Below are 20291 nucleotides of genomic sequence, written 5' to 3'. Positions count from 1 at the left end.
TAATTGTTAGTTAATCAGCGAAGCTTTTTGTAAGAGCACATGCAGCACCTTGGCAGATGCCTCACGGGTTGTAGGTGCATTCGGCTGGAAGTAGGAGGAGCCTTTAATCGCTTCCCCGTTGATGATGCCTGCTGCACTTACTTTTTCAATACTGTCCTTGGCGTAGCCTGCAAAGGATGAAGCATCATGGTACGGTGTGCGTGCAGGACCATCGGCTGCTGCTTTGATTTGAAGCAGATCTACAGCTTTACCCAGCACGACAGCAATTTCTTGACGACTGATATTAGCATTCGGATCGAACTTGTCGCTGCTGCGGCCCGTAATCAATCCAGCTTCATAAGCGGCTGCCACATCGCCGGAGTACCAGCTACCTGCCGGGATATCACTGAATGGTCCAGCAGTACCTGGTGTCAGGCCGAGTGCTCGGGTTACCAGGGCTGCAAATTCTGCACGTGTCACGTTTTTCTTCGGTGAGAAAGTCGTGTCGGTCGTGCCGTTAATCAGCAACTTGTTTGCCAGCGATTGAATTTCGGATTGGGCATACGACGATGAGATATCTTCAAAGCTAACGGGACGTGTCGCCGCTGCATACGTCGAGAAGCCCGGACGGCTTACCTTGACGACGGTAGATCCATCAGCCTGCTTGGTGAAGACGGATGGAACGGGATAAACATTTCCGTTTGCCGTATAGAGTACACCGGCTGTATTAGAATCAATTTGACCAGGTACGGTAAAGGATCTGCTAAAAAACTGTCCTGGAGCAACTTTGAGCGATTGACTCTTGCCACCAGTGACAATGTTAGCTTCAAATCCTACCGGGGTGCCGATCACATTGGAGCCTTTCAACTTGCCTGTAAATGTACCGCTCGCCTCTGCCTGGCTGCTGATGATCACTTCAATGCCTGCACCAGCAGGAACATTTTTCAGAGCGGATACTGGCAAAGCCAGAGAGGAGCCTGTATTGCTTACAATCAAGCTGCTTCCTGCTGCAGCCTTGCCCAGCGTTACCAGTTGTGTGGAAGTGAGCGATGCTTTCGTCGTTTGGCCTGCTTGGCTAGTAGCCGACAGTACAATAGCTGTCGGGCTGGAACCTGCTGCTGTCACGGCAGCCTGCAAATCTGCATCGGTTACTGTCAGCGACTGTACATTATTGTTCAATGCAACGGCTGTAGTGACAGTTTTAACAGCCTGTCCTTGCTTCACTACGCTTTGAAGTGAAGGAGCAGATGTAGGAACAGGGGTGGATGTGTTCGTTGCAGCAGAAGGTGTAGTATTGCTTCTGCCGCCACCTCCACCACCTCCGCCTCCACCACTACCGCTGGATGCGGCGCTATTATCCACACGAATAGCTTTAGTGGCGGTGAACAGTTTAGGGCCATCGGTATTGCGTTCAACTTCGCCCTTTTCATTCAGTTCAGGAGAACTGACTTCCAGCTTGTACACGCCATCTTTCAAGTGTTGAATAACGGGTTGACCATTAGCATCCAGCACAGGCTTGCCATTGTCATCTAATTCCACGTAACTTCCGTCAATACCCTTAAAGGAATATACGCCTTGTTTGAGGCGAGCGTTAGCTCCTTGTTCTTTGGAAGTCGTTATTCCATCAATCAGACCGATCAATTTATCATCTACGCCGTATACATAAAGCGCGATCTGGTTGGTTTTATCTGTGGTCAGGCGGAAAGCCAAATCTGTTGAGCGCTGAGCACCTGTCCGACTTGGGTAAATAATCGGGTTGGTAACACTCAGGTCCTGCAAGCCAAAGCCTGTCGTTGGATTTTCTTTGCCCACATGAACGACGAACGGCAAATGTAGTGTTGGCAGTCCGGCGCTTTTCAGAATAACTTCCCCTTCATATACACCTGTGGCTGCACCCGAATTTGGTTGCACAGACAGGAAGAACGGTTGCGATTTACCCGGTTCTGCCGAAATTGCTCCATTCGCGCCAACACCTTGCAACTGAACGGCAATGTTGCTCACGTCAGGTGTAGCAATCGGCTTAGTTGGATCAGAGGTTACATTATCATGTAACACGGTGCTGGCTTCATATTGCACAGTGTTAGCCGACAAGTTTTTGAGTTGAAGCTGAATCTGCTTCGCATCACTACCAGGTCGTAACACCCCGAAGCTGGCGGAAGGATTGTAATTCACAACCTCCTGCCGATTAAAGTTTTTGTCGAGAATCGTAATCTTTTCGACGGTTTCCAGCAGGGCTGGCGTTTGAATCGCATTAGCGATGTTTACAAGGCCTGCACCTTGGGAATACACATCATATTGGATTTTATCCTCATCAAAGAGTGTAACCGAAGTGTTTGCCAGAGCAGCGCGGATATCAAACGGTGTCCAGTTCGGATGTTGCTGCTTCAGCAACACGGCAAGTCCAGCCACATGCGGAGATGCCATACTCGTTCCGTTGCTGCGTTTGTAAGCTTGCTCATAGGATGCATCCGGATAGAACTTGGCGAAGGCAGGGTAGGTTGACATGATGCTAACCCCTGGTGCGCTCACGTCTGGCTTGATGCTCAGCAGTTCATCGCCATTGGGTCCGCGGGAGCTAAATCCGGCCATGGTATTACCAGGATTGTCAGTACGATGATACTCTTCTCCAAAAGCAATAAAGAATTTTTGTTTGTGGTTTTGGCTTTCAATGATTTGTCTTGCCAGTGCTCTACCTTCTTTTCCTGTCATGTCAAAGGTAGGGATATAATCTACATTGTCTCCTTGATTCGAATTAATGTAACCATCGTAACCAGGGATAGCTTCACTCAGATTGGCTCGTGTGCTGTCGCCAGATTTCGCTTGACCATTAAAAATAATAATAGCCTTTGCACCATTTTGTTGTGCGTTTGCGATCTTGTCTACGAAGCCCAAGACGCCACGCGATACGATCACAACCTTATCTTTTACATCTTTAGAAGTGAAATCATCTGGATATCCCAAATTGGCATAAACCAATTCCAATGGTTCTGTCCCCATAATAGAAGAAAAATCCTCATGAAAAGTTTGCCAAGCCATCATATTAAAATTGTAATAGGTATCTGATGTAACTGTTAAAGGCTTTTCATCATTACCATAGGTTACAAGATTGACGGATGCTTTATTTGAATAGCTATGGCTCGGGGAAGTGGCTGCACCGACGGAAATCGCCAGCTGGGATGTTGCGGGAGAACCCATGGAATAAAAGTAGGGTCCTTGTTGGGCCGCATTACCATTCGCTATGACCGCGACTACGCCGGAAAGTACAGCATTATTAATAGCAATGGAATCCGGGGAGTTCGGGTCCTTTTCGGAATCCGAGCCCAGCGACAGGTTAATGACGTTCATACCATCTTTGACAGCACGTTCAATACCATCAATGACCTGTGCGGAGGAACCGGAGGAGCGACCCGTCTTGGTATTGCGTCCAAGCACTTTATACACGTATAAGTCCGATTTATAGGCAATACCCTTTTGCACAATATCCGAGGATTTATTGGCGGCTTTACCAGCAATTGTGCCAGAGACGTGAGTACCATGTGTCGTTCCGCTAAAACCTGTGCCGAATGGATCATTCTCCTTTTCGAGGAACGGTTCCTCGTAAGGGTCGTTGTCCTGTTCAAAAGAGTCATATCCGCCTTTGTAGGCTTCTTTCAAGTCCGGATGCTCATAATCGATACCGGTATCAATAACCCCGACCTTGATTCCCGCGCCATTCAATCCTTTGGCCCAGGCTTCAGGAACACCAATCTGGTCCAGCGGTGCGTTATCATAAGTGGCTTCACTGGCTGTAAGTGTTGGCGGGTCCTGTACGGGGATGGAATAATACGTTTTGTTTTCATGAATGGATTTTACGCCTGGCAGTTTAGCCAGTTCTGGAATCTTATTGGCTGGCAGTGTGACCTCCAAGCCGTTAAGCACCGTGTTGTACTGGTAATTCACCTGAAGAGAAATACCATGCTCAGCGGCTTGGTCTACGAACGTAGTTTGCTCAGTGGCAATCGCGGATTCCGCTTTTTGCTCAGATTGAGCTGTAAAAGCTTGGACGCCTGAACGTGCTGCATATTTGTCCACGGCTAAGGGCTCACCATCAAGCTGTACGATGACTCTGACCTGACGGGAAGAATCTGTGCTGAGCTCTGGCGAAATGAAGGCCGGAGCCGCCTCAATAGTCAATGCTTGCTGAGCTTCCAGAAATGAGTTGATTTGCAGATCTGCGCTAGCAGCAGAACTGACAGACGGCAGAGACAAGCTTACCGTCAAGGCAAGAGCGAGTGATACGACAGGTATTTTTTGCAAAATGATCGGCTTTTTCAAAGATTTCCCTCTTTTCAATCAAAATATGATATCTCTACATACTAGGATTTGAAGCCACTGCCGTTATTCTCACGCCTCCCTTAATATCTAAAATAATAGAATTGACCACTGGTGACTAACTTGCCAGTTTTGAGGCATATCTTACCATATTGGTGGGATATATTACTATATGTTTTTTATATTTTTAGAAAAAATAAGGTTAACATTACATGTAGATTCCATGGAAATGTTATGAATTTACTAGATTATTTTTGTAAACAATCGAAGAGGAATGGGAGAATGCGAGATTTAATGATATAATCTGCATTGGAATTGTTGAGGTTTCACAATCATGTAAAATGCCTAAGGCAAAGGAGTCGATTATGTTGGCAAAAACATTGATTTTCGGGCATAAAAATCCGGATACGGATACCATTTGCTCAGCTATTGCTTATGCAGACTTAAAAACCAAACTGGGCGCGGACGTAGAGCCGGTTCGTCTGGGCGAGGTGAACGGGGAAACGCAGTATGCACTGGATTATTTCAAAGTGAGCGCGCCACGTCTGGTTGAGCAGGTTGCTGCTGAAACGGACAACGTCATTCTGGTCGATCATAATGAACGCCAGCAAAGCGCCGCTGATATTGACAAGGTACGTGTAACTGAAGTCATCGACCATCACCGGATCGCTAACTTTGAAACAAGCCAGCCGTTATACTTCCGCGCTGAGCCAGTGGGTTGCACAGCCACCATTTTGAACAAGCTCTACAAGGAAAATGGTGTAGCAATTCCGAAAGATATCGCAGGTCTAATGTTGTCCGCGATTATTTCCGATTCTCTGTTGTTTAAATCCCCAACCTGCACGGATCAAGACGTAGCTGCTGCTCGTGAACTGGCTGAAATTGCTGGTGTGGATGCAGATCGTTACGGATTTGACTTGCTTAAAGCGGGAGCTGACTTGAGTGGTCATACCATTGAACAGTTAGTAAGTCTGGATGCCAAAGAATTTCAGATGAATGGTCGCAAAGTGGAAATTGCTCAAGTGAACGCAGTAGACGTAAACGATGTGTTGTCCCGTCAAGCTGATCTGGAAGCTGCATTGGCCCAAACCATTGAAGCTAAAAATCTTGATCTGTTCTTGTTCGTCGTAACAGACATTGTGAACAGTGATTCCATTGGTATTGCGCTGGGAAGCCAAGCCCAGGCAGTTGAAAAAGCCTATAATGTTCAGTTGGACGACAATAAGGCTGTTCTGAAAGGCGTCGTATCGCGCAAATCGCAAATTGTACCTGTATTGACTGACGCTTTTAACAGTTTGTAATGATAAATAATAAGCCTCCTGAACCCGACTGCATAATGGCAGTGGCAGCAGGAGGCTTATTTTTATTTCTTCAGTTCTGCCAGACGTTCCGATGCGGAACTCAAATGCCAATTTCAACTTCAGCGCTGCCCATCATGAAACCGCTACCATGAAAAATGAAGAATACAGGGAGTGGATGATCCTTTCTTTCCGATGTACTTTGGGAGAATACGAAGGTTTGAAATCGGACGCAGCACCCATTCTGCCAGCAGATATGCGGGCAAGTTTGACGAACAGTTTTTGCCTCAGTCTTCGCACCATTTTTCTCTCTTCTCTCTGGAGTCGGTTAGACGCGAACCTTTGACATCTTCAAACGCAGAACGTACGCGTGACAAATAGGTTTGGAACTGACAGATTTCCGACTCACTAAAGTCTGACATCAGACGTGAAGCCAGCCCTACGAAAAAGGGATCCATCTGTTGAATTTTACTTTTTCCTTTATCGTTCAGGGACACGAACACTCCCCGCTTGTCATTGGGATCGTCATATTTATTAATGAATCCCTCTTGTTCGAGAGAAATAACCATGGAACTGATTGCTGCCCGGCTTACACCCATCTTTTCAGCCAAAGCAGAAGGAGAAGACATTTCATCTCTTTGTGCTGAAAGTACACAAAGCGCGATATATTGCCCGTAGGAGAGACCAAATTCACGTGAACGCTTCTCCATGTTTTTACGTATTTCATAAGTTATGGAAAATAAATCTACCAAAACACCAATTGGTTTATTGCCACCTGGAAAGAGATTATAGGCCAGTTGACGAATTTCGGAGTCCAAAAAAAAGAACATGCGATCCACCTCGATGTAGTTAATTAGTTAACTGTAATTTAATTAACCACTGGTTGCAATGATTTATACAAACTTTGTTCCGCATTTTTTGAAAATATATCTGTAAAACGTCACATCCAGGGGCCGATACACTGATCGAGGTCCTGATTCACAAAGGCTTGTATGGAGGGCTGACGCAGGGTACGTCCTTCTTGCCACCGCCACTCACTATATTGAACCTTGGCGGTATACATGGGTTGCACCCAAAACGCATCTTGATGCCGATCCGGTTTATTGCTAAAGGGTCGTTCCGATATGGTATGTGGTAGCAGGCGCTCGGTAAGCTGACGCCAATCTTCCCGAGTCAGCTTGCCCGTACCCACATGCCCGATATAGCGCAGCATTCCTTGTTTATCATATTGGCCCAGCAACACAGCGTTGATAATGCCTCCGTTCAGGGTATAGCCACCGATAACGGCAATGATATCGCCATAATTTTTGACCTTGAGCCATCGTCCGTCCTTTCCGCCCAATGTGTACGGACTATCCAGCTTTTTACACACAATACCTTCCATACCTTGGCTGCACATAACCTGAAATAGAGCTTGTCCATCAGGATGAGCGGGAGCCAGTTGAATCCGTTCATTCGGTATGATGATCTGATGCAGCAGTTCAAGCCTTTCCTGTAACGGTTTAAGATGAACCCACTCCCCGTTCAGATAAATAATATCAAACAACATGTAAGTAGCAGGCACAGCTTCATAGGCTGACTGAATTCGATCCGTCCGACGAATCAGATCCCGTCGCATAATTTCATGGAACGATGGTTTACCGTCGGCACCGAGTGCGATCATTTCCCCGTCCAATATGACCGAATCAGCCTTGCAGTAGGAGGGGAAGAGAGCAAGCTCCGGGTATAAAAGCGTTCGTTCGTGCTGTTTGCGGTTGAACAGGCGTGTGCTGCCCTGGTTGTGATACGTCAAAATTCTCGTACCGTCCCATTTTATTTCGTAACGCCAAAGGCCTGTTGCATCTACAGGTACTTTTTCGCTCAGTTCCGGTTCAAACGGGATGACGGGTTTTATTTCTGTACGCAACGCAGCACCTCCCTTGCCTTTATATGAATAAATATAGTGTCGACGATAGATCTTATTTTATGTATCAGGATTTTGCAAAATTTGATTCCAGTCGCTCCGAAGTGCAAGATATAGACGAACTAACCATTTCGATCTATATCTTGTTCATTGGAAGTCGCTTATGGGATTTTTGCAAAATCCTCGTATGTGATGTTTCTCTGATCCCTAAATAGGGGAATGATAAGAATATCTAGCGTCGGCATGAAGTGATTGCATTAATTCGTTAGCATGAGTTTTACGGGATTTTCTTCAGTCAGAAAGGGGATTGGTCTCATGAGACAAATTCGCGAGGAGGACCATGCAGTAGTCATGGTGGATGATGGACAGGTAGTTGCAGAAGTAGGTTATAAATCCGTAGATGACCACTCATTGGTCATTGACCATACATTTGTATCCGAGCAGTTACGGGGTCAAAAAATTGGCAAGGAGCTCATCGACAGAGTGGTTGAGATGGCAAGAAATCAGCATAAAAAGGTTATCCCTGCTTGCTCGTACGCACTTGCTCTGTTCAAGCGCCATAAAGAATACAGTGACGTGTGGCAGCAATGAATATGGATTATCAAGGCTGCTTAACTGCATAACCGACACAACACCGGAGCGGGTAATCAGACTCTTCCGGTGTTTTTTTTGTGTGCATAAAGCTTTTAAAAAGAATGCATTCTACCGTTGATATAGGGAAACAAAGGGCTATCCTCAAATGTTGAAGCACATTTCTTGCCGGATGGCTGTGAAATTGTTCATACTGTTGTCACTTCACAGGCTAACTATGAGTTCTATATAATATATTATGGTTATGACCGCAAAAATAATGAAAACCTGAATTTAAACGAAGGAGACGCTCATGATGAATAAAGCGAGTGAGGACAAGCAGTACGTTCCAACGAGCAATCGTAATTTTACAACCTTGATTATCACCGTTTCCATTATAGCCAACGTGATTATTTTGCTGCTATTCTTTTCGCCGATCGGATACCAGGGGAGTGTCAGTTTTGATCTCACTATTTTCCCAAGGTTGAATGCGATTTTTAACAGCTTCACGTTTATTTTCCTGGTGGCTGCATTGGTTGCTATTTTCAAGAAGAACATCAAGGTGCATAAAACCTTTATTCTGCTGGCCTTTGCCAGTACCGTTTTATTTTTATTTTCCTACCTGACCTTTCACTACATTTCGCCGGAAACTGCAAAATATGGCGGTGTGGGTATCCTTCGTCCGATTTACTTTACATTGTTGATTTCGCATAGCATACTGGCTGCAATTATTGTACCGCTGGCACTGTTCACGGTTGTATGGGGATGGACGATGCAGGTAGCAAAACATCGTAAGATTGCGCGCTGGACGATGCCAATTTGGCTATATGTGAGCTTGACCGGGGTACTGGTGTACGTTTTCATGGCCCCATACTATTAATAGATGTGAACCCTTTGATGGGTTGATTTAGGGAAATGGCGTCTCTGCTGAAGAGGCGTCTTTTTTGTATCCAATAAAAGAAAAATTATTCCTTCTAAATTTATTTTATTAAAAAAACGTTCCTTCTATAACGGTATTTCTGCTATAATTTGCCTTAATCAACTAAGAACAAGGGGGTCACCATGTGACAAAGAAAGCGAAAGGCAGGTTACGGTTGCTTGTATCTATGCTGGCGCTGGTTGTACTGCTGAGCAGCTGCGGTGGTGGAGGATCAAAGTCGGAAAAGGTTGACGGAGGGAAAGTAACACTGCAATTTTGGACCATTGCACTACAACCTACATTTACCCCGTATTTCAATCGGGTGATTGCCGATTATGAGCAGAAGAACCCCAATGTCAAAATTGACTGGAAGGATTACCCTTATGACGCAGTAACCAACAAGCTGTTGACAAGTATCGCTAGCAACAGCAGTCCGGATGTAGTTAATCTCAATACAGAATTTGCTAGCCAAATGGGCTCCAAGGGTGCGGTTGTTGATATGAATGAGCATTTGTCGCCCGAGGAAAAGGCTGCTTATTTCGAGGGTATTTATAATTCCACAGTCATTAACGGTAAAGCTTATGCGCTGCCCTGGTATACCGGTACAGAAGTACTTTACATGAATACAAAGCTGGTCAAAGCCGCCGGATTGGACCCTGCTCATCCGCCCAAAACCCGGGAGGAATTGTCTGAATGGGGCCGTCAGATCAATAGAAAAATTGGCAAGGCAGGCTATGCTCAGCAGCTTGTATCCAAGCTTTTCGCTGTGGACGGCATTCCTATCCTAAATAAAGAAAAGACAGCGGCGGCGTTCAATACACCAGAAGCAGTCACCATGATTGATAATCTAAAAAAACAGATGGAAGATGGCGTTGTACTCAAGGAAGACGCTGACTTCTCACAACAAGTGAAATATTATGCCGGCGAGCAGGTTGCTTTCGAGCTGGCAGGCCCCACGTTCATCAATTTTATCAAAACGGCAGCGCCAGACGTTTATAAGAACACAATTGCTGTCCCTGTCCCAACTGGCAAAGCCGATGTGCGGCTCTCCAACTCTATGGACTTGGTCGTACCTGCTAAGTCTGTACATGTGGACGAAGCAGTGAAATTTGCTGTTTTCTTGACAAACGCAGAGAGTCAAACTGCTTTTTCTAAAGCGGCGAATACACTACCTTCCACGAAAGACTCCATTAAGGATCCATATTTTACTCAGTCTGACAAATCATTAGAAGCACAAGCCAAGGTAGTATCCGCGCAAAGTTTGGATAAGGCGACAGATTATATGGTTGGTGTGCCCAATGCCAAAGATGTGAATAGTGCCATCGCGCGAGCCTTGCAAAATATTTTATTGAACGGAAGAGATACGAAGGAGACGCTAACTGCTCTGGAGCAGGAAGTAAACGATATTTTAAAGCAATAGGTTTGACAGGGGGGAGTGAATACTCCCCTGTTCATTTATCGAAATCAGGTGGTGATGCAGCATGATCAAATGGTTGAGGTCGGAGTCTTTTACGGCCTGGGCTTTTATGACGCCGGGACTGTTATTGCTTGCCGTCTTTGTATTTTGGCCTATTATTTACAGCATTCCGCTGGCATTGACAGACTACTCTGTCATATCAGATACCCATTTTGTCGGTTTGAATAATTTTGAAGCGGCGTTTAAGGACCGTAACTTTCTTATTTCGATTTGGAACTCATTGTTGTACGTGCTCATTGTCCCCTTTCTCCAGATTTTCTCCATCCTGATGGCCGTGCTTGTGAACAGCCGTATTCCGGGAATCAAAATATTCCGCACGACCTACTACATCCCTGTTGTGACTTCAATGGTAGCTGTAGCCTTAATTTGGAGCTGGCTGTTGGGCAATAACAGCGTAGTGAACTACTTGCTCATACAGATCGGCCTGATTAGCAAAGACATACACTGGTTATCGGACAGCAACTTGGCCTTGTATGTACTGATGTTCATCACAATGTGGAAGGGACTCGGGTATTATATGATGCTCTATCTGGCTGGATTACAAAACATTCCTCAAGATCTGTACGAAGCCGCTAGAGTCGACGGTGCAAGCCGATGGCGTCTGATTGTTCATATTACTCTTCCACTGCTAAGACCTTACGTTCTGTTCTGTACCCTTATATCACTCATGTCAGCTATCCGCGTATTTGATGAAGTATATGTACTAACCAAGGGTGGACCGGGAACGGCCACGTTGACATCGAGCTTGTATATTTTTCAAAAGGGGATGGAGCAGTTTAATTTTGGGTATGCTTCGGCGCTTGGCTTAATTGTCGGTGCAATGATTGCCGTACTTAGTATTATCGTATTCCGATTCAATAGGAAAGGTGGTGTCAATCCCTATTGATGAATCTAAAGGATGACAAATTGCTATGCTCATCTCTTCCTAAAAAGGAAAGTAGCCGCAGCATGCGCAGTCTCGCCCGAATGCTGAGAATGACGGTCATCTACATGCTTCTAGTGCTACTCGCCCTCTTTTTAATGGGACCGTTCCTCTGGCTGCTCAGCGTATCCCTCATGCCAGGCCGTAACATTTTTTCAACGCCGCCCGCTATTTTTCCGACCTTTATTAATTTCGACAACTATGTTCAGGTGTGGCAGTTCATGAATTTCCCGAAATATATGCTGAATACGGTCATCATTACGGTGTTGGGCGTTGTGCTCAATGTGGTACTCGCCAGTCTGACAGGATATCCCTTGGCTGTGTTTCGTTTTAAGGGTAAAAATCTGGTGTTTACGCTGCTGATTGCCACGATGATTATTCCTTCCTACACCGCATTTATTGTGCATTATCTGACCATTCAAGGGCTTCATCTGGGCAATACATATTTGGGTGTAGTGTTGCCTGGGGCAGTCTCCGTGTTCAACATTTTTCTGATGCGACAGACGTTTATTCATATTCCCACCGATGTACGTGATTCCGGTAAAATGGACGGCGCTTCGGAGTTTCGAATTTGGTGGCAGCTGGTGCTTCCGCTGGTCAAGCCAGCGCTTGCTGTAATTTCTCTGTTGGAGGCGATGTCGTTCTGGAACAGCTTTCTGTGGCCTATCGTTATTTTGAACGATACGGAGCTATATCCGCTAGCAGCTGCGCTCACGTATCTCAACGGTCAATTTGCCTATAACTTCGGCTGGATTGCTGCCGGCACAATGATTTCGGTACTGCCGATCATTATATTGTTCCTGTTTACACAGCGCTACTATATGGAAGGTTTGGCGGGAGCGGTAAAAGGATAGCCAGTAGTCACGGCTACGAAGAGCCTGTGAATGGAAGGAGACGATTGCGATGGAACTGTCCGAAGGAACGGGGCCTTATTCGAGTGTAGGGCTAGCACCGCAGGAGATTCAATATTATTTTCGTGATGTGTATGACAGCGGGGAAAGGCTGGTTATCTCCGAACCGCGACTGATCTGTGAACTGTCCTCTCGCTTTGCAATGAATCAGGAGTATGAAGGTGTGCTGGACCCTGAGGGACCGATCAAGCTTATTGTACCTCCAGGACCGGGTGTACCGACTGAAACACGGGGAAGCGTACAGTTGGTGCTCGAATATGACGGAACGCTTGCTGCAGACGGATATCGGTTGGACATTCAGAAGGACGGGCGAATTGAAGTCCATGCTTCCAATAAAAGAGGGCTCAAATACGGCATGGATGCCCTGCATCTCCTGCTTCAAGTGGAACAGGAGCGATGTACTTTGCCGGTGATTTCTATTCGGGATGAGCCTTCCTTCCCGGTCAGAGGAATTATTGAGGGCTTTTACGGGAAACCGTGGAGTTTCGCGGATCGGCTGGATGCCGTTCGGTTTATGGCTACGCATCGGATGAACACATTCATGTATGCCCCCAAGGATGATCCATATCATCGTGAGCTATGGAGAGAGCCGTACCCTGAGGATACGTTTGCCCAGATTTGCGAATTAAAGGAAGCCTGCGAACGGCATGAGGTTGATTTCCATTATTGTATCAGCCCAGGGAACGACCTGAGCTTTGGCAATGATGAAGACTTCCTTAAATTGACTGAAAAGCTGGCGGCCGTGATTGCGATTGGCGTACGTCATTTTTCTGTGTTAATGGATGACATTGACTACGTACTCAAAGGGGGAAATCGACATTTGCTGGGCCGCTCGGGTCACGCTCATGTCTTTTTGACGAACAAGGTGCATGCATGGCTAGCTGAACGACTGCCTGAATTTACGCTGACGGTCTGTCCTTCGGAATATTGGTCATATTGGGATACCGAATACAAAAAGGATTTCCGTGAGCGGCTGCATCCGGAGATTAAGGTGTTCTGGACCGGGTACTTTGTTTTTGCTCCACAGATTAGTCGCGAGCACGCCGCTGATAATCATGTATTCTTCGGGCATGAGCTGTGGCTGTGGGATAACATCCCGGTGAATGATTGTGACCATGATCGGTTATTCCTTGATCCGCTGCGCGGACGATATTCCGGGCTACCAGACTGTGGACATACCGGTATGGTGGCCAACCCGATGAATCAGTGGGAATGCTCCAAAGTGACGCTCATTACGATGTCCCACTATATGTGGAACAGTGAACGGTATATGCCTGAGCGATCTTGGGAATGGGCTGCGCAGGAGTTAGTGGGAGAGCGTGCGGATGAATTGATGTTTTTTTGTCGTCAAAACAGGAACAGCCGACTAGGCGGCAACGCGTATGAGGACGTGGACCTTGCTTTGCAAATGCGCGATATCCCTGCGCTGGATATGTACTTTGAGCGGCTGCTTCAGGCCGTGAGCGTCCTACGGAGCGTGCCTGCCGGTGATCCAGCAGCAGGATTCGTGTCCCAGGCCGCACCGTGGCTGGAACGCGCCGAGCTGGATGCGAGCCTGTGGCAGGTGCTGCGTCAAGCTGCACTCAGCAGCGAGCGACAGGACGATGCACAGTCGGGGGAGAGCGGCACGCCGAGGGAAGCTGTTGACGAGCAAGAGCCGTCACCTCTGACAGACGAAATCGTAGGAGAACTGCGAAGCGGTATCACTGCTTGCTTAGAAGCGGAGGCTCGGCTGGGTAGCAATCCGGCGATCCGTGCTGCTGCGCAGTGGGGTTATGTCGATCAGGACGAACAAGGAAAATATCGGCTGATTTTGTGAGTATTTGCGCTGGATTAAGCAACCAAGGCAGCATAGCTGCCCTGAAAATAATCATTTGCCGTTAGGATAACGGTAATTTTCAGGAGAGGTGGAACGTATGGTGAAGCCCAAAACCCGATTACTTTTTATACCGCTGGATGAGCGGCCCTGTAATTATCAATTTCCTTATTTACTGGCACAGGGCACAGACTTTGAGATGGAGCGGCCCCCATTAGAATGGATGGGACAAAAGAAAACCCCTGGCGATACGACCAGACTATGGGCATGGCTCGAAGAACGCGCAGCGGCGGCTGATGGAGCCATTGTTGCGATGGATACGTTGCTGTACGGAGGAATCGTACCTTCTCGACTACACAGTATGTCGAGCGAGCAGGTCAAAGATAGAGTGAATCGGCTTCGCAGGCTAAAACAGCTATATCCGCAACTGACCCTGTATGCATTTCAACTGATTATGCGCTGTCCGCAATATTCTTTGGCTGATGAAGAACCGGATTACTATGCCGATTGGGGTCGTGAGATATTCAGAAAGGGCTTCATTGAGCATCGTCAGGAGCTGGGGATTGCTACCGCAGAAGAGTTACTCGAATTAGCTGATATCAACGAGCGTCTGCCAATGGAAATATTGGATGATTACCTAGGGCGTCGCCATGTGAATTTGGAGGCCAATGAAGTTGCGCTGGATCTCGTAGCAGAAGGTATCATTGATTTTATGATCATCCCACAGGATGATTCGGCTCCCTACGGCTATACCGCCAAGGATCAGCAGCGGCTAAGAAGTCGTATTTCTGAGCTTGGGCTGGATTTGAATGTATACATGTACCCGGGGGCAGATGAAGTGGGTTGTACGTTGCTGGCTCGTTGGGTTAACAAGATGAATAATGTAGTCCCACTGGTGTATCCCCGATTGTCTGCTTTGCAGGGGGCATTCGTAGTACCGCTTTTTGAAGATCGCTATTTTTACGAAACCTTAAAATATCAGATTATGGCGGCAGGTGGGCTGATCGCTTCCTCAGCAACGGAGGCTGATTTGATTTTGTTGGCTAACACACCTGGTGACACGATGGCAGAGGCTTCATCCCAGCAGCGTGCAATGACCGGATATGATGTGCATCGGAATGTAGTAGAGCTGGTTGAGTACGGTTCTTATATGCTGCAATATGCAGGTCAAAATGTTGCAGTTGCTGATGTGGGCTACGCCAACGGCGCAGATCTCAAGCTACTTAGACTATTGAAGCAAAAAGGACTGCTTTTTAAGCTGGCGGGTTATGCAGGCTGGAATACCAGTTCTAACACGCTGGGCACCGTCATTGCCCAGTCCATGCTGTATACCCACTATGGCTCTACGGAGGAACATTTGGATTTTCTGTCGCTGCGCTACGCCGAGGATGCCTGTTATTGCGCTGTGGTACGTACGGCTATGAATAACGGAATTGTGGAGCAGATGGGTTTTACCAAGTTTATGCTCGATGGACCGAGAGGCTCGGTAGCTGCGGTTATTCGCGGACGGCTGGAGCAGGCGCTCAATGAATATGTGAACGGGCCGGAAGGCCGCGTGGAAATTATAGATTGCTACATGCCGTGGAACCGCACCTTTGAAGTCGCATTAACCGTACGGCATCATGCTGAGAAGAGAGGGTGATTCCTATGGGAATGGAAGGTGTATTATCCAAAGTTCAGCACGGACTGATCGTGTCCTGTCAGGCGCTACCAGGCGAACCGTTACATGGAGCAGATTCTATGGTCAAAATGGCGCTTGCCGCACAGCAGGGTGGAGCTGTGGCGATACGCGCCAATGGCGCATCGGATGTACGTGCGATTAAACAGGCAATTTCTCTACCAGTGATTGGCTTGGTTAAGCGGGATTATGATGATTCTGATATTTACATTACACCTACCCTTCGTGAAATGGAGGAACTGGTGGAGGCAGGCGCGGATATCATTGCGCTGGATGCCACATTACGACCGCGCCCAGCGGGATGCAAGCTGAAGAGGCTCATAGATTATGCCCATGAGCAGGGAGTCACTTCCATGGCAGATATATCGACACTGGAGGAGGCACTTCATGCGGCCTCCCTTGGCGCAGACTGCGTATCCACCACGTTATCCGGGTATACGCCGTACTCTGCTCAGATTGAGGGTCCTGATCTGGAGCTGGTTCGGAGAGCGTCGGAACTGGTTCCCGTTCCTTTAATTGCAGAGGGCAAAATCTATGATCCAGCGCAGGTTGAGGAAGCATTCCGAATGGGAGCACATGCAGTGGTTGTAGGCTCGGCGATTACCAGACCCCAATTGATTACGCAGCGGTTTGCCGATGCCGCAAGGAAGGCAGTGAAATGCATCTATGGAGATGAACGACCGAATTAAAACGTATTATCCTTCATTAACGAAATCGGAGCAGAAAGTTGCCTTGTGCGTACTGGAGCATCCCGCAGACATCATATATTTCTCTGTGACGGAGCTGGCGGATTTTGCAGGTACAGGCGAAACGACCGTCATGCGCTTTTGTCGGAAGATTGGTTTCAAAGGTTATCAGGATTTCCGACTGTCCCTAGCGCAAAACCAGACTTATCGTAAAACTGATATGGGCGAGGAGAACATCGACCCAGATGACGAACAAGATATTACGCGTACGGTGTATCACAACATGCTCGATATTTTGCACTCCAGTATGGGGCTGCTGGACCATTCAGAGCTTGGTCGTGCGATTGCGTGTCTCGATCAAGCGGGCCATGTTCAATTTTTCGGCGTAGGTGCTTCGGGGATTTCCGCGCAGGATGCTAAAAACCGTTTCTTACGCATCGGGCGTCGCGCCGAGGCTGTGGCAGACGGACATATTCAGTCGATGATGGCGGTGTCCATGAACCCGGGTGATGTGGCTATCGGCATTAGTGTATCAGGAAGTACGCTGGATACGAACGATATGCTGTATAAAGCCAAGCAAAACGGTGCAACTGTTATCGCAATTACAAATTATGCGAAATCACCCATTACCTCGATTGCAGATATCGTGTTGCTAACAGCGGGCAAAGAAGCGCCGATAGAAGGTGGTTCAATCGGTGCTAAAATCTCACAACTATTCGTGATTGACCTCATCTGCGAAGGGCTTGCTCGCAAGCACACGAGTCACACCAAACAGATGAAGGAAAAAACAGCGAGGGCCGTTATTGAACGAAGCTATTGAGATTTTTCAGTTGTGAATTGAAAACTGTGCGTTTCGACAGGTTCAATGACTTGTGTTTGTGGTGCTTATGAATGGCTATTTCATGTATTGCTATTAATAGAAGGTTTGTACAAAGAGCTAGTAAGCTTTTATGTAGGGTAACAAGGAGGTTGGTGTGGTGGCAGCTGCTGTGAACAGAGTCATTGGAATCGACATTGGGGGCACATCGGTGAAGGCCGCCATAGTGGCACGGGACGGATCGGTGCTTGATGAAATCCGGCTGGATACGGACGCTTCCCGGGGACGTGAATGGATATTGTCGCAGGTGTCAGAATCTGTGCTCGGACTGTTGCGTTCTTTTGGAGATACCAGCCTCGGTGCCCATATAGATGTAGGCGCTCTTGGCATTGCTACTGCTGGCAGAGTAAATGTGGAGAGCGGCGAAGTTGTGTATGCCACAGATAACCTACCTGGCTGGCAAGGTACATCCTTAGTAACATGGGCTAGGGAAAAACTGGCTTTACGAGCGGTTGCTGATAATGATGCGAACGCCGCTTTACTTGGAGAAGCGTGGCAGGGAGCGGGGAAGGGCAAGCGACGCTTGGTGATGCTCACGTTGGGAACAGGTGTCGGAGGTGCATATATGGAAAATGGCCTCTTGTGCAGAGGGGCTCATTGGAGCGGCGGTGATTGGGGGCACAGTATTCTATTCCCCGGAGGACACCCCTGTAATTGCGGAAGAAAAGGGTGCGCCGAGCAATATGTATCGGGGAGCGCCCTCTTACGTCGAGGTAGGGAACACGTCGGTAAATTGTACCGCTCGGGAAACGAGATTGTGAAAGAGGCCGTTCACGGTAACCAGGAGGCAATTCAGGTGCTGGATGATTACACCGCAGATTTAGCTGTACTTCTAGCTAACATCTCAGTGACTCTTGATCCTGAGAGGATCATTGTAGGCGGAGGAGTATCGGACACGGGAGAGGTCTGGTGGCCCATGCTGGAAAAGCATCTGCACCAATTTAGAGTTCAAACGGAAGTAAGTCGGGCATTGTTGGGCAATCGCGCTGGAATTATCGGTGCTGCACGGCTTGCCTTCGAAATGACCGAGTCCTAGTACAAGAATGAAAGGGGAACGAACCATGACGCAAAAACGGCTTGATACCGACATTGTTGTGATTGGCGGAGGCCTGGGGGGGACATCGGCAGCTCTCGCGGCGGCGAAGGCTGGCATGAGAGTCATCGTGACAGAGGAGACGGACTGGTTAGGGGGGCAGTTAACTTCACAGGCGGTTCCCCCAGATGAGCATCGATGGATCGAACAATTTGGTTGCACAGCAACATACCGTGAGTTCCGTAATCGTGTACGTGACTATTACCGTCAGAACTATCCGTTAACCGAAGAAGCTCGAAATAATCCCATTCTCAACCCTGGGAACGGTTGGGTAAGCCGTCTGGCCCATGAACCACGGGTAGCTCTGCGGGTGCTTGAAGATATGCTCGCTCCCTATTTGAATACGGGGCGCGTTCATGTATACTATCACACCGTGCCTATTGCCGTTCAGACGGATGGGGACTGTATTACTTCTGTAACTGTCCGTACCTCGAATAGCTCTGATTATAAGTGTGGATTTAGAGTGCTGCACGGAGCGTTTTATCTGGATGCGACAGAGTGTGGTGATCTCCTTCCAATGGCAGGAGTGGAGCATACGAGTGGAGCGGAGTCGCGGGCTGCTACGGGTGAGCCTCATGCACTGGAGTGTGCTAACCCTTTTGATATGCAATCTATCACACATGTGGCTGCCGTAGACTATATTCCCCAGGAAAGCTTCATTATAGAGCGGCCGCAACAATATGATTTCTGGAGAAATTATATTCCTTCCTTTTCCCGTTTTCCGATTTTGAGCTGGTTTGCTACTGACGCGGATGATACCAGTAAACTAAAACAGTTCACATTGTTTCCTAACGATCAGGGCATTGTATCCTTATGGGATTATCGTCGTATTGTAGATCCCTCGATATGGAGCAAACCGCTAAATGATGGTGAGGTAACTCTTTTAAACTGGGCGCAAAATGATTATTACCTTGGGCCATTGATCGGTGTCACTGCTCAGGAGCAGGCAAAACATCGAGAAGGAGCGCGTGAGTTGACTCGTTCATTAATATATTGGCTTCAAACCGAAGCGCCCCGGTTAGATGGAGGGTTCGGCTATCCGGGAATTCGACTACGGGGTGATGTTCTCGGCACATCTGACGGTCTGGCTAAAACGGCTTATATTCGCGAGTCACGCCGAATTCAGGCCAAGTATATGATATCTGAGTTTGATGTAAGTCGTGAGCTTCGGGGAGAAGAGGGACCCAAGCGATATATAGATAGTGTAGGTGTAGGTAGCTATCATTTGGATCTTCATCCAACTACGGTATCTCAGCGAACATTCTACATCCCTAACTATCCTTATGAAATTCCATTGGGCTCACTTATTCCGGTGAGGGTGCGCAATTTACTTCCTGCCTGCAAAAATATAGGGATGACCCAAATAGCCAATGGCTGCTATCGATTGCATCCTACAGAATGGAATATAGGAGAATCATCAGGAAGTCTAGCGGCTTACTGTGTCTCCAACGAAGTATATCCCATTGAAGTGAGCCGATCAGCAGAGCATCTTGGATGTTTTCAAAATGTTCTTCTTCGCCAAGGTGTGGAACTGCACTGGCCTGCAGAGGTATTTGAGCCAGAGGAAGTCATCAGCTAATGAAGGGGCAACTAGCCCCTCGACTGATTTTAAATGAGCTGAAAGATGAGTGGATTTATTCTAAAATAAAAAAACAAAAAAAAGTGCTTGCTAAGTTGCTGGGGTTTATGATATATTATTTGAGCTGACAACAAAACAGCAGTTTCAAAAGCGAAAAGCTTGGGTGAAATGATTTTTAAAAAAAAGAAAAAATAGCCCTTGCATTTTTGAAACGAACATGATATGATCTTATAGCTGCTGAAAAACGCAGCGAAAGAGAAATGTTTGATCTT

16 protein-coding genes are annotated in these 20291 nt (G+C 47.3%); 13 read left to right on the top strand and 3 right to left on the bottom strand.

All coding sequences use genetic code 11. From position 1 onward, the window contains the following. Window positions 1–6: 6 nt before the first annotated feature. Window positions 7–4293 carry a S8 family serine peptidase gene (locus tag G9G53_RS16820; protein WP_165149170.1) on the bottom strand — a complete coding sequence of 1429 codons (4287 nt, stop codon included), beginning with the start codon at window positions 4291–4293 and terminating at the stop codon, window positions 7–9. Between the two features lie 362 nt (window positions 4294–4655). On the opposite strand from G9G53_RS16820, the gene G9G53_RS16815 reads away from it, so the two are divergent. Then, window positions 4656–5591 carry a manganese-dependent inorganic pyrophosphatase gene (locus G9G53_RS16815; RefSeq protein ID WP_274386410.1) on the top strand — a complete coding sequence of 312 codons (936 nt, stop codon included), beginning with the start codon at window positions 4656–4658 and terminating at the stop codon, window positions 5589–5591. 284 nt (window positions 5592–5875) lie between these two features. On the opposite strand, the gene G9G53_RS16805 is transcribed toward G9G53_RS16815, so the two are convergent. Then, entirely contained in the window at window positions 5876–6418 is a 543-nt protein-coding gene (locus G9G53_RS16805; protein ID WP_029516824.1) for a MarR family winged helix-turn-helix transcriptional regulator, read from the bottom strand. Between the two features lie 110 nt (window positions 6419–6528). Beyond that, a complete protein-coding gene (locus G9G53_RS16800) occupies window positions 6529–7494 on the bottom strand; it encodes an ATP-dependent DNA ligase (RefSeq protein ID WP_029516823.1) in 966 nt (321 codons plus the stop codon). Between the two features lie 312 nt (window positions 7495–7806). Between G9G53_RS16800 and G9G53_RS16795 the strand changes: the two genes are divergently transcribed. The 12 genes from G9G53_RS16795 to G9G53_RS26735 all read left to right on the top strand — a co-directional run bounded on the left by G9G53_RS16795 (window position 7807) and on the right by G9G53_RS26735 (window position 20147). After that, window positions 7807–8082: a GNAT family N-acetyltransferase gene (locus G9G53_RS16795; RefSeq protein WP_029516822.1), complete on the top strand. Its 276-nt coding sequence runs from the start codon at window positions 7807–7809 to the stop codon at window positions 8080–8082. A 295-nt stretch (window positions 8083–8377) separates the two neighbouring features. Further along, the gene (locus G9G53_RS16790; RefSeq protein ID WP_029516821.1) at window positions 8378–8941 is read left to right on the top strand and encodes a DUF420 domain-containing protein; all 564 of its coding nucleotides are present in this window, start codon (window positions 8378–8380) and stop codon (window positions 8939–8941) included. A gap of 184 nt (window positions 8942–9125) precedes the next feature. Continuing rightward, window positions 9126–10400, top strand: a complete 1275-nt coding sequence (locus G9G53_RS16785) for an ABC transporter substrate-binding protein (RefSeq protein WP_029516820.1) — start codon at window positions 9126–9128, stop codon at window positions 10398–10400. A gap of 61 nt (window positions 10401–10461) precedes the next feature. Beyond that, window positions 10462–11343: a carbohydrate ABC transporter permease gene (locus tag G9G53_RS16780; protein WP_029516819.1), complete on the top strand. Its 882-nt coding sequence runs from the start codon at window positions 10462–10464 to the stop codon at window positions 11341–11343. Further along, entirely contained in the window at window positions 11343–12233 is an 891-nt protein-coding gene (locus G9G53_RS16775; protein WP_029516818.1) for a carbohydrate ABC transporter permease, read from the top strand. Before G9G53_RS16780 ends, G9G53_RS16775 begins: the two co-directional genes overlap by 1 nt. A 49-nt stretch (window positions 12234–12282) precedes the next feature. After that, complete coding sequence (locus G9G53_RS16770) at window positions 12283–14109, top strand: protein O-GlcNAcase (protein WP_165149168.1); 1827 nt, start codon at window positions 12283–12285, stop codon at window positions 14107–14109. Between the two features lie 97 nt (window positions 14110–14206). Then, on the top strand, window positions 14207–15748 hold the full coding sequence (locus tag G9G53_RS16765) for a DUF4127 family protein (RefSeq protein WP_165149166.1): 1542 nt from the start codon (window positions 14207–14209) through the stop codon (window positions 15746–15748). A 5-nt stretch (window positions 15749–15753) separates the two neighbouring features. Then, window positions 15754–16473 (top strand): N-acetylmannosamine-6-phosphate 2-epimerase, encoded by a 720-nt coding sequence (locus G9G53_RS16760; RefSeq protein ID WP_029516815.1) that lies wholly within the window; start codon window positions 15754–15756, stop codon window positions 16471–16473. After that, window positions 16451–17290 (top strand): MurR/RpiR family transcriptional regulator, encoded by an 840-nt coding sequence (locus G9G53_RS16755; protein ID WP_165149164.1) that lies wholly within the window; start codon window positions 16451–16453, stop codon window positions 17288–17290. The genes G9G53_RS16760 and G9G53_RS16755 overlap by 23 nt, the downstream gene beginning before the upstream one ends. Window positions 17291–17447: 157 nt before the next feature. Next, on the top strand, window positions 17448–18383 hold the full coding sequence (locus G9G53_RS16750; protein WP_165149162.1) for an ROK family protein: 936 nt from the start codon (window positions 17448–17450) through the stop codon (window positions 18381–18383). Window positions 18384–18408: 25 nt separating this feature from the next. Next, window positions 18409–20019 (top strand): FAD-dependent oxidoreductase, encoded by a 1611-nt coding sequence (locus G9G53_RS16745; protein ID WP_165149160.1) that lies wholly within the window; start codon window positions 18409–18411, stop codon window positions 20017–20019. Then, window positions 20019–20147 (top strand): hypothetical protein, encoded by a 129-nt coding sequence (locus G9G53_RS26735; protein ID WP_274386409.1) that lies wholly within the window; start codon window positions 20019–20021, stop codon window positions 20145–20147. The genes G9G53_RS16745 and G9G53_RS26735 overlap by 1 nt, the downstream gene beginning before the upstream one ends. The last annotated feature ends 144 nt before the right edge of the window (window positions 20148–20291 follow it).

The organism is Paenibacillus sp. EKM206P, assembly GCF_011066155.1.
GTDB classification, from domain to species: Bacteria; Bacillota; Bacilli; order Paenibacillales; family Paenibacillaceae; genus Paenibacillus; species Paenibacillus polymyxa_D.
This window is presented reverse-complemented; position numbering and strand designations above follow the sequence as displayed.

What these genes read in the sequence shown, in the direction of transcription:
- G9G53_RS16795 (WP_029516822.1), top strand. Translation starts at nt 7,807, where the DNA reads ATGAGACAAATTCGCGAGGAGGACCATGCAGTAGTCATGGTGGATGAT.
- G9G53_RS16805 (WP_029516824.1), bottom strand. Translation starts at nt 6,418, where the DNA reads ATGTTCTTTTTTTTGGACTCCGAAATTCGTCAACTGGCCTATAATCTC.
- G9G53_RS16765 (WP_165149166.1), top strand. Translation starts at nt 14,207, where the DNA reads ATGGTGAAGCCCAAAACCCGATTACTTTTTATACCGCTGGATGAGCGG.
- G9G53_RS26735 (WP_274386409.1), top strand. Translation starts at nt 20,019, where the DNA reads ATGAAGGGGCAACTAGCCCCTCGACTGATTTTAAATGAGCTGAAAGAT.
- G9G53_RS16815 (WP_274386410.1), top strand. Translation starts at nt 4,656, where the DNA reads ATGTTGGCAAAAACATTGATTTTCGGGCATAAAAATCCGGATACGGAT.
- G9G53_RS16770 (WP_165149168.1), top strand. Translation starts at nt 12,283, where the DNA reads ATGGAACTGTCCGAAGGAACGGGGCCTTATTCGAGTGTAGGGCTAGCA.
- G9G53_RS16775 (WP_029516818.1), top strand. Translation starts at nt 11,343, where the DNA reads ATGAATCTAAAGGATGACAAATTGCTATGCTCATCTCTTCCTAAAAAG.
- G9G53_RS16755 (WP_165149164.1), top strand. Translation starts at nt 16,451, where the DNA reads ATGGAGATGAACGACCGAATTAAAACGTATTATCCTTCATTAACGAAA.
- G9G53_RS16790 (WP_029516821.1), top strand. Translation starts at nt 8,378, where the DNA reads ATGAATAAAGCGAGTGAGGACAAGCAGTACGTTCCAACGAGCAATCGT.
- G9G53_RS16780 (WP_029516819.1), top strand. Translation starts at nt 10,462, where the DNA reads ATGATCAAATGGTTGAGGTCGGAGTCTTTTACGGCCTGGGCTTTTATG.
- G9G53_RS16760 (WP_029516815.1), top strand. Translation starts at nt 15,754, where the DNA reads ATGGGAATGGAAGGTGTATTATCCAAAGTTCAGCACGGACTGATCGTG.
- G9G53_RS16745 (WP_165149160.1), top strand. Translation starts at nt 18,409, where the DNA reads ATGACGCAAAAACGGCTTGATACCGACATTGTTGTGATTGGCGGAGGC.